The 12154-nt window shown below is 64.9% G+C and carries 13 protein-coding genes; 5 read left to right on the top strand and 8 right to left on the bottom strand.

Annotated features, from left to right (window positions below):
* Positions 1–83 precede the first annotated feature (83 nt).
* The 4 genes from J2808_RS10910 to J2808_RS10895 form a co-directional block, all read right to left on the bottom strand.
* Positions 84–332 carry a hypothetical protein gene (locus J2808_RS10910; protein WP_309815892.1) on the bottom strand — a complete coding sequence of 83 codons (249 nt, stop codon included), beginning with the start codon at positions 330–332 and terminating at the stop codon, positions 84–86.
* A 26-nt stretch (positions 333–358) separates the two neighbouring features.
* Positions 359–1810 carry a flotillin family protein gene (locus tag J2808_RS10905; RefSeq protein ID WP_309815889.1) on the bottom strand — a complete coding sequence of 484 codons (1452 nt, stop codon included), beginning with the start codon at positions 1808–1810 and terminating at the stop codon, positions 359–361.
* 102 nt (positions 1811–1912) lie between these two features.
* Positions 1913–2758 (bottom strand): HNH endonuclease, encoded by an 846-nt coding sequence (locus J2808_RS10900; RefSeq protein ID WP_309815887.1) that lies wholly within the window; start codon positions 2756–2758, stop codon positions 1913–1915.
* A 311-nt stretch (positions 2759–3069) separates the two neighbouring features.
* On the bottom strand, positions 3070–3531 hold the full coding sequence (locus J2808_RS10895) for a DUF4383 domain-containing protein (RefSeq protein WP_397428038.1): 462 nt from the start codon (positions 3529–3531) through the stop codon (positions 3070–3072).
* Positions 3532–3956: 425 nt separating this feature from the next.
* Here J2808_RS10895 and J2808_RS10890 point away from each other — a divergent pair, with 425 nt between their 5' ends.
* On the top strand, positions 3957–5261 hold the full coding sequence (locus J2808_RS10890) for a cell division protein PerM (protein ID WP_309815882.1): 1305 nt from the start codon (positions 3957–3959) through the stop codon (positions 5259–5261).
* Between the two features lie 164 nt (positions 5262–5425).
* Positions 5426–5905, top strand: coding sequence for a hypothetical protein (locus tag J2808_RS10885; RefSeq protein ID WP_309815880.1), 480 nt, complete (start codon positions 5426–5428; stop codon positions 5903–5905).
* A 33-nt stretch (positions 5906–5938) separates the two neighbouring features.
* Here the strand turns inward: J2808_RS10885 and J2808_RS10880 are convergent, their stop codons facing one another.
* Positions 5939–6367 carry a hypothetical protein gene (locus J2808_RS10880; protein ID WP_309815877.1) on the bottom strand — a complete coding sequence of 143 codons (429 nt, stop codon included), beginning with the start codon at positions 6365–6367 and terminating at the stop codon, positions 5939–5941.
* A gap of 39 nt (positions 6368–6406) precedes the next feature.
* On the opposite strand from J2808_RS10880, the gene purN reads away from it, so the two are divergent.
* Entirely contained in the window at positions 6407–6973 is a 567-nt protein-coding gene (purN, locus tag J2808_RS10875; protein WP_309815875.1) for a phosphoribosylglycinamide formyltransferase, read from the top strand.
* 5 nt (positions 6974–6978) lie between these two features.
* Here the strand turns inward: purN and J2808_RS10870 are convergent, their stop codons facing one another.
* Complete coding sequence (locus J2808_RS10870) at positions 6979–8331, bottom strand: MFS transporter (protein ID WP_309815872.1); 1353 nt, start codon at positions 8329–8331, stop codon at positions 6979–6981.
* Positions 8332–8473: 142 nt separating this feature from the next.
* Between J2808_RS10870 and purH the strand changes: the two genes are divergently transcribed.
* A complete protein-coding gene (gene purH / locus J2808_RS10865; protein WP_309815869.1) occupies positions 8474–10159 on the top strand; it encodes a bifunctional phosphoribosylaminoimidazolecarboxamide formyltransferase/IMP cyclohydrolase in 1686 nt (561 codons plus the stop codon).
* A 188-nt stretch (positions 10160–10347) separates the two neighbouring features.
* On the opposite strand, the gene J2808_RS10860 is transcribed toward purH, so the two are convergent.
* Together J2808_RS10860 and J2808_RS10855 are read right to left on the bottom strand one after the other, a co-directional pair.
* Entirely contained in the window at positions 10348–10569 is a 222-nt protein-coding gene (locus J2808_RS10860) for a hypothetical protein (RefSeq protein ID WP_309815865.1), read from the bottom strand.
* A complete protein-coding gene (locus J2808_RS10855) occupies positions 10553–11518 on the bottom strand; it encodes a trypsin-like serine peptidase (protein ID WP_309815863.1) in 966 nt (321 codons plus the stop codon). Before J2808_RS10855 ends, J2808_RS10860 begins: the two co-directional genes overlap by 17 nt.
* Before the next feature lie 209 nt (positions 11519–11727).
* Here J2808_RS10855 and J2808_RS10850 point away from each other — a divergent pair, with 209 nt between their 5' ends.
* Positions 11728–11955, top strand: coding sequence for a hypothetical protein (locus tag J2808_RS10850; protein ID WP_309815860.1), 228 nt, complete (start codon positions 11728–11730; stop codon positions 11953–11955).
* The last annotated feature ends 199 nt before the right edge of the window (positions 11956–12154 follow it).

The raw sequence follows: 12154 nt of genomic DNA, 5'->3' as shown, positions 1-12154 counted from the left end.
CACGGTGCGTGCCGGGACTGACGGTGCGGGGTCACGCGGGTAGAGCCGAGGGAAAGCTTGGGTTAACAGATCAGCGCTCAGCCCTACTGGGCGCCGCCGTGCCGCAGCACGTCCGGAAGCTCATCCACGTACACGGTCTGCGGCGGTTCCAGGTAGATGACCAGAACTTCGTCACCCACGGCGAAGACGCTCGTTTTGTCGAACGGGTGGGCGTGGAAGGCCATGATGCCGCCCAGGTAGGGCAGCATGACTTCGCCGATGGTGCCCGGACCGATGCGCCCCGTCACCCGTCCGATCTTGCCGGTCAGGCTCCGGTCAACCTCACGGTGCATGATCCTCCTTGAATCCCGTGGGGCATTCAGGCTTCGGGGGCCTGGGGCGGCCGTTTGGGCGCGCGGCCCTCGCGGCTTTCGCGGTTCTTCGCCAGCGCCGACGCGAGCGCTGGAAGGTAGTCGCCAACCTGCGCCAGGATTCCGCCGAGCATCTTGTTGACGCCTTCGCCGCCGTTCAGCACGGTCATCTGGCCCACGTGGGAGAAGGGCTCGGCCGCCGCGGCGATGATGGCGGGCATGGTTTCGGCCAGTTGCTGGGAAATGACGGCGTCCTGGTTGGTCCCAAGCGCCTCGCCCCGTGCCTTGATGCCTTCCGCCTCTGCCAGCGCTTTGGCTTTGATTGCCGATGCTGCGGCATCCCCCCTGGCCTTGGTGGCAGCGGCTTCGGCCTCGCCGGTGACCTTCGTGGCTCCCGCGGCGGCGGCCGCGGCTGTGGCGTTGGCCTGTGCCTGCAGTTCCGTCCGCCGGGCGTTGGCCTGGGCTTCGAGTTCGGTGCGGCGGGCCAGGGCTTCGGCGGCGCTGATGTCTGCCGCTTTCTGGCCTTCGGCGTCGGTGCGCTTGGCGTAGGCCTTCGCATCGGCGGGTTTCCGGACGGTTGTTTGGAGCTTCTGCTCTTCCCGGTCGGCCTCCAGCTTGGCCACCTCGGTTTCCTGCACCACCACCTGCTGCCGCGCCGTTGCGTCCGCCAAGGGCCCGGCCTGCGCCGCGTTGGCTTTGGCCCTTTCCGCCTTTGCCTGCGCCTCCGACTGCCGGATAGCGGAGGCGCTCTGCGCATCGGCGATGAGCGCCGCCGCCTCGGCTTCCTTTTCCGCCGCCTCCCGGTTCCTGGTGGCCTCGGCGATCCGGGCCTCCATCTTGACCTGGGCGATATGGGGTTTGGCAATGTTCTGGATGTACCCCGTGGGGTCCTGCAGGTCCTTGATCTGCAGCGAGTCCACCACCAGCCCGAGCTTCTCCATTTCCACGCCGCTGGCGCTGCGGACCTGTGAACCCAGCTTGTCCCGCTCGCGGATGATCTCCTCCACCGTCATGCTGCCGATGATGGACCGGAGATGGCCCTCAAAGACGTTGTAGACCTGGCTTTCCATTTTTGGCTGCTGGCCCAGGAAGCGCCTGGCTGCATTCGCGATAAACGGCGGGGCGTCGCCGATTTTGTAAATCACCACGCCTTCCACAATCACCTGGATGCCTTGAGAGGTCACGCAGGAAACCTTCAGCTCAGTTTCATTCAGGGTCAGCGACAACATGCGGACCGTCTGCAGGCCGGGAAAGACCAGGGCACCCTTGCCGGTCACAATCTTGAAGTCCATGCCGGCCCGTGTTTCCAGCGTTCCGCGGGTCAGGCCGGAGATAATCAGGGCCTCGTTGGGTTCGGCCACTTTCCACATGAGTTTGATGGCCACCCAGATGAAACCGATCACCAGGACTGCCCCAACAATGGCGGCAATCAGCGGGAAGAATGCTGACAGATCCGGCATGTCCAGGTCCTTTCACACTGTTTGTAGCCAGTGTGATTGGCCCCCGGCAAAGAGTCCAGAGCGGTGGGCTGTTTTGGAGTCCAGGCTTCATCACAGGGCGGATTACTGGGGGCCCAGGACCTCGCGGGCAATCCGTTGTGCCTCAAGCTCCTCTGAGGTCACGGTGGTTCCGCGGACGTAGCCGGCGCTGGCGATGATCTGCCTGAGCTCGGCCACGCTGCGGGGTGAGCTGACCCCGTGGTGCGCCATGGCATGGCAGTTGGCGCACAGCGGAACCAGATCCGTGAGCGGGTCCAGCTGGTAGCTGCTGCCAAGCTCGGACGCGGGCACCACGTGGTGGATGGGGATGAAACCGGCGCCGAGCTCGCCGTAGGCCATTTCGAAGGAGAACCCGCAGACTGCGCAGTTGGTGCCTCGATGCGCCATGCAGGCCCGCCGCGCCACGGGGTCGCGTTCGTACCGGTTGACTGCAAGACGGGCGACGGCGCCATCGGGGTAGGTGCCGGGCGTCATGAGAGTTGGGTCCGGGCCTTGCCCAGGGCCGAATTCTGCCCAGAGAGCGCGGACGCCCGCCTCGTCGCCCGGCGCGAGTTCCGCACCCTGTTCGACGCTGTCCCACGGGAGGCCGGGCAGCGTCTCCAGGAGAACATTTGCGGGCACCTGGTCGCCCAGCGGCAGGAGCGCGTCGAACGCCACCTGCACAGAGATGGTTGGGGCGTCCTGGTTGGTTGCGGGCTCGGGCTGGTCCGAAAGGACAACGCCGTGGCCGATCAGGCCGGGACCGTGGGCTCCCAGCAGGAGCAGCCACGCATCAGCACCGGCGGCAACGCCCCGGCGCACGGCCCAGGGCTCCAGGTGGAGGCCGGTAACGGCCACGTGTTCAACAACGGCCGCGTAATTCCACTGGTTCCAGCGGGCGGGGTCCCAGCCCAGGATGATGGCGCTCATGTGCCCATTGTTCCAGCGGTCAGGCCGCTTCCTCCTCAGGCGCAGGCAGGCGCGGCAACTTGTGAAGATTATTAGCGAGTCAATGGTTTCTCCCTGGTCAAAATGAGGATTTTCACAGGAATGCGGTTTCGCAAAGGGCCGGTCATGCAGCGCAGCAGCGGACCTCGCCGAGACTGGATGAGGGCACAGGAAAGCCGGTACAGCTGTTCGCGGAACCGCGCCAACTGCACCGGCCAGTAGGACGAATTATTCAGAACTTTATGGATCTAACCTCATTCGCGGCTCCTATTTCCCGGCTTGTCATTTCCGGGCTACGTCCTGTCGCCGGCCCTGTTACGGGACAGCAGCCAGCCACAAGCAATCATCACTACGCCGAGCACCATGTGGGTCCAGTTGTCCGTCATGTTCAGCGACAGGAAATTGGCCGCCGAATCAACTCCGACACTGAGCCCGAAGATGCTGAGGATGATGTACAGCGCACCGGCGCCAATGAGGAAATTGCGCGCGCCGTGTTCGGTCCGGGCCATCGTCAAGCCCGTGGCGCCGATGGCCAGCTGCACAATGTTGAGCAGCATGGACACCTGGAACACGCCGAGGAACATGGCATGGGAATCAGGCCCAAGGAACATCAATTCGCTGTACCGCATGGTGATGCCGGGGACAAAGCCCAAGACACCCACCGCCAACATGAGAATACCTACACCCATGCCGGCATTCTGGACGTCTGCGCGCCCAAAATGAACACCGTGAGCATGTGGGGATGCGGTAGTCATTTTTCTGCCTCCAACCACTGATTGCGGACAATCCAATTTTACGGCGGAGCAGTAGAAAAAGCGCCGGAACAGCCCTGAAGGGGACTTCTGCCCAGCGACCGAACGGGGGGTGTCCTTCTGGACTGGGACCTGGTGGCCACCGTCCCGCAGGAGGCACCCTGGCTGACCGAACTCGCGACGAGGCGCCGGCACCGGGCGGAGGAGCTCCTGCCCAAGGTGAACGTGAAGCCGTGGCGGACCCGCTGCCGGTGTGCGCATCGGCAACATGGTGTGCTCGCGGGAGCATGGTGCGCGCCTACCTGCGCCCCGGGCACGGGTTCATGATCAGCACGGCGGGCTACGAACTCTGGTGAAGCGCGTCTCCTGTGCCGGATGAGCCTGTCGCAGACCGGCTGGCGGGCCCGACCGTGACACCATGGAACACGATGAAACTGCGCGCTGATCAGACCGGAGACCGTGGCCTTCCCATGCCCTTGTGGCTGCAGGGAGCCCTCGAAACGGCGCAGGCGGCCATCATTTCCGCGCTCCTGGTGGTTGTTCCCATTGTGGCTGTCTGGGCGACCGGCGGTTTCCACAGCACAGCTTTTGACGCGCTGGCCCGCCTCGCCGGCCAGGCCTGGCTGCTGATCCACGGTGTCCCGCTGGAACTGGCGCACCTAGGATCGGGGGCGGCGGGCGTTTCTGGGTCCGGCATGCTCACCCTGATTCCGCTGGGGCTCACCCTGATCCCGTTCCTGCTCGCGTGGCGGGCGGGGCGCAGACTGGCCCGGGCGTCTTACACTGACCAGCTGTGGCAGGCGTTGCTTGGTTCCTGGGTGGTGTACTCCGCGTTCGGTGCCGCCACCGGCTTTGTGTGCCGCACGCCCGACGTCACGATTAGCATCTGGCACGCCATGGTGATCCCGCTGATCCCCTTCGCCCTGGGCATGGTGATCGGCGCGCGCCGCGAGGCCGGGTCGTGGAGCCGGCTGATCGGCGTCGACGCCGTGGACTGGATCTCACGCACCAGCCAGCATTCCCGCTGGGCCGGGTCCTACCTTGGGTCCGCGGCGAAGGCCGGCGTCCTGGCCTTGGTGTCAGCGCTGGCGCTGGCGTGTGTGCTCCTGGCCGTGGACGTCTTCATCCACTGGAACCTGGTCATCGCGGTGTATGAAGCGCTCGACGCCGGCGCGGTAGGGGGTGCGGCGCTCACCATCGCGCAGCTGGGCTACCTGCCCAACCTCGCGGTCTTTGCGCTGGCCTGGATCTCAGGATCAGGCTTCGCGCTGGGTATCGGCTCGCACGTGGGTCCGCTGGGAACCGCTACGGGCCCGCTGCCCGCCATCCCGGTCTTTGCCGCCATCCCGTCGGGTCCGCTGGACTATGGATTCGTGGCGTTGGTGGTTCCGGTCCTGGCCGGGGTCCTGGCCGGCTGGTGGTTCCTCCGTGAGGGCGAGAACCACTTCGACGAGTGGCTGTCCATCAAGGTGCACGCCCGCTGGTTTACGGCCACTGCGTCCACCCTGCTGCTCGGCGTCCTGATCGGCCTGGTATCGGGCCTGTTGGCAGCCGGATTGGCCTGGCTGGCCCGCGGCTCCGCCGGACTGGGACGCCTCACCGACATCGGACCAGACCCCTTGTGGATGGGACTCTGGCTGGCCGCGGAAGTGGGGATCGGCGTCGTGATCGGTTACGCCGCCGGACCGTGGCTGGAACGCCAGCAATACGTGGAAGCGGAACTGGTCCGCTGATCCTTGTGGGCAGTGTTCCTATGGTTTGGCTGGTCCAGATCACTAACCCTGAGACCCGCTTTTCCGGGTGCAAAAGCATTCTGGGGCATATCGGTTTTGACGATGGTTATGGGGCTAGTGTTGCAGGGGTCGGCAACCGCCGCGAATACCCTCAGGGAGGGTGCATGAACTCCAACCAATCCAGCTCCGAGCAGTTCGGCCAGCACTTAAAAAGCGTCGGGGGTTCGGAATCTGACGTCAGTGGATCCGCCTACGTGGTCACCGATAAAGACACGGTCGAGAGCGTGGTGTCGGGTCTGCGGATCAAACAGCAACAGCAGGGCGGTACCGCCAGCAATCCCTCCATTCTTCATGCCTCGGCGCAGGTTCTGATCAGCAGGCGCGACGAACACGACCCAGCCGGCCACGCGGGAACGTCCATGCCGGGGGAGTACCAGTTGGACATCCACCTCACCGCGGACCACAGCACCCGGGAATCCATCCCGGAAAAGGATCTTGAGCAGGCTCAGATCTGGGCCAAAGGACGGATCGAGGCCGAGGGGGCCGACTTCGGTGCCATCTACTTCCCTGCTGGCGGTGGTGTCGAACCCGGCACAGGAGCACTGGAATGTAGTTACGACCGCGCAGTGGGCTGGTACCGGTAGCCGGAGGAGTGCCGGTGGCGGAAAGGGAGTGGCTTACGGAAGCCCCGGCAGCGACTTCTCGAGCTGGACGCGGCATGTCGAAAGAGCCTGGTCCGTCAAGGCCTGCCGTTGGCACCCCTGAAACTCCAGCACCTGGTCAAAAAACACTGCCGAAGCCAGGATGACCAGCAGCATGATGAGCGAAACCACTAGCCCGGAGATGGTGCCGAACAGGACCAGCTTGGACTCCTTGAGCTTCGCGGCCCGGACCAGCAGGAGGATTCCCAACACGAAGCTCGCGGCGGTCAGGATGCCGGTGAGCCAGAGGTAGCTCACGTCGAGCTGGTAAACGAAAAACGCACCCAGCACGGTGAGAATAAAGATCCGGAACAGGGTGCGGGTCTTGCTGAGCGAGGTCTTGGCGGCCTCGCTGAGCTGCGGTTTTGTCCGCTGCTGGCCAGCTGGTTCCGGGGTGTTGTTCATGGATTCCAGCCTACGCGAGCCTGCCCATAAGCTAGACCCATGCGCATCGTAGTCCTCGTTTCCGGTACCGGCTCCAACCTCCAGGCAGTCATCGACGCCGTTAAGTCAGGGGAGCTGGACGTGGAAATCGCCGCGGTGGGCGCCGACCGGGAGGGGACGTACGGCGTCGAGCGCTCCTCCGAAGCCGGGCTGGAGACCTTTGTGGTCAACTTCAACTCGTTCCCCACGCGCGACGAATGGGATGCTGCACTGACCGCGAAGGTGGCTTCCTACGCCCCGGATGTGGTGGTTTCCTCAGGGTTCATGCGTATTGTCAGCGCCGACTTCATCGATGCTTTCAAGGGCAAGTACCTCAACACGCACCCCGCCCTCCTGCCGGCGTTCCCCGGTGCCCACGGCGTCCGCGATGCCATGGCCTACGGCGTGAAGGTCACCGGCTGCACGGTGCACTGGGCCGACGCCGGAGTGGACACTGGCCCCATCATCGCCCAGGAAGCCGTCACCATTGAGCCGGCGGACAGCGAGGAAACCCTGCACGAGCGCATCAAGGTGGTGGAGCGCCGTCTCCTGGTCGCCACGCTCGCCGACCTCGCCGCGGCGCCCTAAAGCAGCTATTCGAGGCGGCGAAGCTTGGTTTCGGGGGAGAAGAACGCCATCCACAGGACCGCTACCAGCACCAGCCCACCGGCCAGGGCAAAGGACGTTGCCAGGCCCAGCTCCGGCCAGAAGTAGTTCGCGAAAATGAGCGGGCCAAAGCCTGCGCCCAGCCGGGAGAACGTCGAGGCCCAGCCGAAGCCCGAGCCACGCAGCTCCGTGGGATACAGCTCCGAGACATAGGTGTAGAGCACAGGAATGGCCACCTGCACCACGAAGCCGAAAACCAGCAGCCAGAACACGGCTGCCGTCGGGATGTCCACCACGAAAGCCACGATCACCAGGGTCAGGGCGGACAGCGGGCCAGTAATGGCCAGTATCCACTTGCGGCCAACCCGCTCCACCAGCAGCGCTGCCACGATCACGCCGAGCAGCCCCACAGCTGCCATGGACGCCGTGGTTACAAAGGCCTTGTACTCAGCGAATCCGGCACCGATCAGGATCCGGGGCATCCAGGTCAGGGACAGGTAGTAGACCAGGAGAATGCTGAAGAAGAGGGCCCAGGCCGTGGCTGTGATCTTCCAGTTGAACTGCCACACGAGGCGCAGCTGATGCCAGGCGCTGCCGGCAGAGAGACGCGGTACGTCCTGCGCATCGGGCAGGCTGTACGCACGGGGTTCGGCGCCGGTCGCTGCCACGAGATCGTCAATCACCTTTGCGGCTTCCTCCCGGCGGCCCTTTCGGATCAGGAACAGAGGGGACTCCGGAACGCTGCGCCGGACCCAGAACACCAGGAGTGCGGGCAGCACCATCACCAGCATGGTCAGCCGCCAGTCGCCGAAAATGCCCACCAAGGCAGCGGACACAAAGCCGGCCAGGGCAGCGCCCACCGGCCACCAGCCGTCCATTGCGGTGAGGACCCTGCCGCGCTGCTTCCGTGGTGTGAACTCACCAACGAGCGCGTAGTCCACCGGTATGCAGCCGCCCAGACCGAAGCCGGCCATAAAGCGGAACACACAGAACCAGATGAGGTCGGGGGAGAATGCGCCCAGCACGGTGAAAAGCGAGAAGATCAGCAGCGTTGCCGTGAAGGCCTTCTTGCGCCCGATAGTGTCCGCGATGGTGCCCCACACAAACGCGCCCAACGCCATGCCGATCAGGTTGGCCGTGCCCACCCACGCCACCTCGCCGGGCGCCAGGGCCCAGTGCGTTGAGAGCAGGGGGATGAGGATGCCGTTGAGTGTCACATCCCAGGCATCGAACATAAAGCCGAGGCCGCCGATCACAAAGATCCGTCCCTGGACTTTCCATCGCCAGGGCAGTTCCTGGACCACCTGTTCGCCGCTGGGCACAGTGGTGTAAATATTCATCGCAGCCTCCTGAGAAAACTCTAGCCGTGCCCGCAGACCTTCACACTGCCACCGCCAAACGGGGCAGGCCGCACAACACGATAAACTGGCACTATCCCCACCACCCGCGGCACTGGCCCGCGATATAAGACGGAGACTTTTTGTGAGCTTCACGCAGCCTGACCGCGTATCCATCGACCGAGTTCCCATCCGCCGGGCCCTGATCTCGGTTTACGACAAGACCGGTCTGGAGGAGCTCGCCAAGGGCCTGCACGCAGCCGGCGTGAGGATCGTCTCCACCGGCTCCACCGCCAAGAAGATCGCCGCGGCCGGCATCCCGGTCCAGGAAGTCGAGGAAGTCACCGGTTCCCCGGAAATGCTGGACGGCCGCGTCAAGACCTTGCACCCCCGCGTTCACGGCGGCATCCTGGCAGACCGCCGCGTCCCCGCGCACATGGAAACCCTCGCCGGCATGGAGATCGAGCCGTTTGACCTCGTTGTGGTGAACCTCTACCCGTTCGTGGAGACCGTGAAGTCCGGTGCCGCGCAGGACGACGTCGTCGAGCAGATCGACATCGGCGGCCCCGCCATGGTGCGCTCGGCAGCGAAGAACCACGCCGCCGTCGCCATTGTTGTTGACCCCACGTTCTACGGCTCCGTGGTCGCCGCTGCCGCAGAAGGCGGCTTTGACCTGAAGACCCGACGCCGGCTGGCCGCCAAGGCGTTCGCGCACACTGCGTCCTACGACACCGCCGTGGCCACCTGGACTGCCAGCCAGTTCCTGGATGAAGACGGCGACGGCGTCATCGACTGGCCTGCCTACGCCGGCCTGTCGCTGGAGCGTTCCGAGGTCCTCCGCTACGGCGAAAACCCGCACCAGCAGGCCGCGCTCTACGTGGACAAGGCTGCCCCCGCCGGCATCGCCCAGGCGGACCAGCTGCACGGAAAGGCCATGAGCTACAACAACTTCGTGGACGCCGACGCCGCACTGCGCGCCGCGTTCGACTTCGCGGAGCCCGCGGTTGCCATCATCAAGCACGCCAACCCGTGCGGTGTGGCCGTCGGTTCAGCCGATGCTGAAGACCCGATCGCCGACGCCCACGCCAAGGCCCACGCCTGCGATCCCGTCTCCGCGTTCGGCGGCGTCATCGCAGCCAACCGCACGGTCACCGCCGCCATGGCCGCCACCGTCGCGGGCATCTTCACCGAGGTGGTCATCGCTCCGGGCTTCGATCCTGAAGCCGTGGAAATCCTGGCCAAGAAGAAGAACATCCGCCTCCTGGCCCTGCCGGAAGGCTACGGCCGTTACCCGGCCGAAATGCGCCAGGTTTCCGGCGGTGTGCTGGTCCAGATGAGCGACAAGGTGGACGCCGACGGCGACAACCCCGCCAACTGGACCCTCGCCGCCGGTGACGCCGCGGACGAGAAGACCCTGGCCGACCTCGCGTTCGCCTGGACCGCTTGCCGCGCCGCCAAGTCCAACGCCATCCTGCTCGCCAACAACGGCGCTGCCGTGGGCATCGGCATGGGCCAGGTCAACCGCCTGGACTCCTGCAAGCTCGCCGTCGAGCGCGCCAACACGCTGGGTGTTTCGGTGCAGTCCGACGTCGAAGGCGCCGGCGGTGCCTCGAACGCCTCAGGCTCAGGCGCACCTGCCCGCGCCCGCGGCGCCGTGGCTGCGTCCGACGCTTTCTTCCCGTTCGCCGACGGCCTGCAGATCCTGATCGACGCCGGCGTCCGCGCCGTGGTCCAGCCCGGTGGTTCCGTCCGCGACGAGGAGGTCATCGCCGCGGCCAACGCCGCCGGCATCACCATGTACTTCACAGGTGCGCGCCACTTCTTCCACTAGTCCCCACCGGCTCCCTAACCTCGCAAGCTCGGTCAGGGAACCCTGCCGGCGTGGGCCCAACCGGCTCCCTAACCTCGCAAGCTCGGTCAGGGAACCCTGCCGGCGTGGGCCCAACCGGCTCCACAGCGAAACGCCCGACGGCGCCTGTCCCCGCAGAGGGGCGAGGCGCCGCCGGGCGTTAACGGGACTTAGGAATTATCCGGTGCAGGGCGCGCGTCGTCCTGCGTGGGGCGGGGCGCGGGTTCCGGAAGCCGTAGCTCCCGGGGCTTCGCATCCGCCATCCGCTCGGGCGTCCAGTACGCGAGGATCTCCTCGTGTGTCTGGTGGGATTCGCTGTGGCTGACGGAATCGTGGCCTGGCACCCTGCCAGACCGGGGTTCCTCGTCGGGCTTCCTAGGCTGCTTGGGCAATGGTGTAGGTCTCCTTGATGACCGTGCCCCAGTACGGTCCGTACATCACGCCGGTGCCGCTGTAGCCGTAACTGTTGACGGAATTCTGGTAGCCGTTGTTGAGGAGCCACGGGCCGCCGGAGGAGCCGCCGGTCATGGTGCACGGGATTCCCTGGGTTTTGAAATCAGGGTTTCTCTTGTCGTCGGTGGCGTTGCCCGTGCAGCTCCACAACTGTTCTCCGTTGAAGGGCTTGGCCGCCGGGTAGCCGTAGGAGGTGTACTGCCCGCCGCGGGCGGCACCAAATTCAACACCCGAGCCCCCCACGACCTCGGTGAGTGTCTCCCCATCCTCGTTTTCGTCCACCACCGCAAAGCCGGTGTCGAAGCCTATGTCCCCGTTCTCTTCCCACTGGCTCGTTGTGTACAGGTCCCTGGCCGTCCACCGGCCGTAGGGCGCCTCCCCATTCTCATAGCCGGGAACAAAGATGAAGTTGTCAACGAACGCGCCGGGACCGTCGTTGAGGCAATGGCCGGCTGTGGCAACGGTGCTTTGATTCTCAGAGGTGACGGCATTGCCCGAACAGACGTAGTTGGCCTCGCCCACGGTGAAGAACACCTTGCCGATGTGGGCTACCGGGGCTGCTAGCAGGGCGAACTTGGGGTTACTGCTGCTGGCCTGGCTCGCCTTGACCTTGGTGTTCTTTCCCTTTTCCACGGCGATGCTAGGGGTGGTGCGGCGTTCCAGGGCATTTCCGGCCAGGACATCGCCGGGAACTGCGGCACGCATGCGGTCCGCCGTCCAGTATTCCGCTGCGCCGGTGCCGTCCACTGCCGCGCGGGCAACGGAAGGCCTTGATTGTTCGTTCGACGCCGGTGGGGCGGCATTTGCGCTGCCGGCACCTGCCAGCGCCAACAGGGCTGCAGCCGGGAAAGCGAGGAGGCTGGCGGCCAAGGACCTGGTTCGCATCATGATTGTCCTGTCTGAACGGGTTGAGCGGAGGCACCACAGGCCCGCCGGGTAACCAGTAGAACCTATCGATGCACCCTAATTTTGTAAATAGTAGTACCGCCTCATATGCGAGTCACTCTGGTAAAAGCTCAGGTCAAGGGGTATTTTGCTCTTATCAATGATTACGTCCGATCTGGGCTCCGGACTCCGAGTGAAGTTGGGGCCCTATCGTGATTGCTTTCTGGAAGTCCGCCAAGAAATCCGCCGTGAACGGCAGGCACTTTGCATCCACCGGGGGAGCAGAGACCGCTGTCCCCGACATGGAGGCATTCACCGCGGCTCTCCAACTCCGCGACGTTGACCCGGTCCATACGTTCACTGCCACCGAAGAGCTGCGCCGGCAGGATCCCAAGTATGTGCAGCTTTGGCCCAGTGATATTCCCCACAAAAGGCGCTGACTGACGCCTCACCTTCGCCGGCTGCTGCCGGTGCCAATGTACGACGGCGACGGGCCCCGCTGAGGTGCCCTCCGTCGTCGTGCGCTGTTCGGCGGTGCCCAATCCTGCAGTAATACGGGGCTGCCCGGCCGTCCCGGGTAGGGCTCAAAGCCATGTCCTCGGGTAAGTTAGGCGTGGTGAAATAGACCAAATTTCCAAA

The organism is Pseudarthrobacter sulfonivorans, assembly GCF_031454915.1.
In the GTDB taxonomy this organism is placed as follows: Bacteria; Actinomycetota; Actinomycetes; order Actinomycetales; family Micrococcaceae; genus Arthrobacter; species Arthrobacter sulfonivorans_C.
Note: the sequence above shows the minus strand (reverse complement) of the source record. Positions and strands in the feature narration are given on the sequence as shown.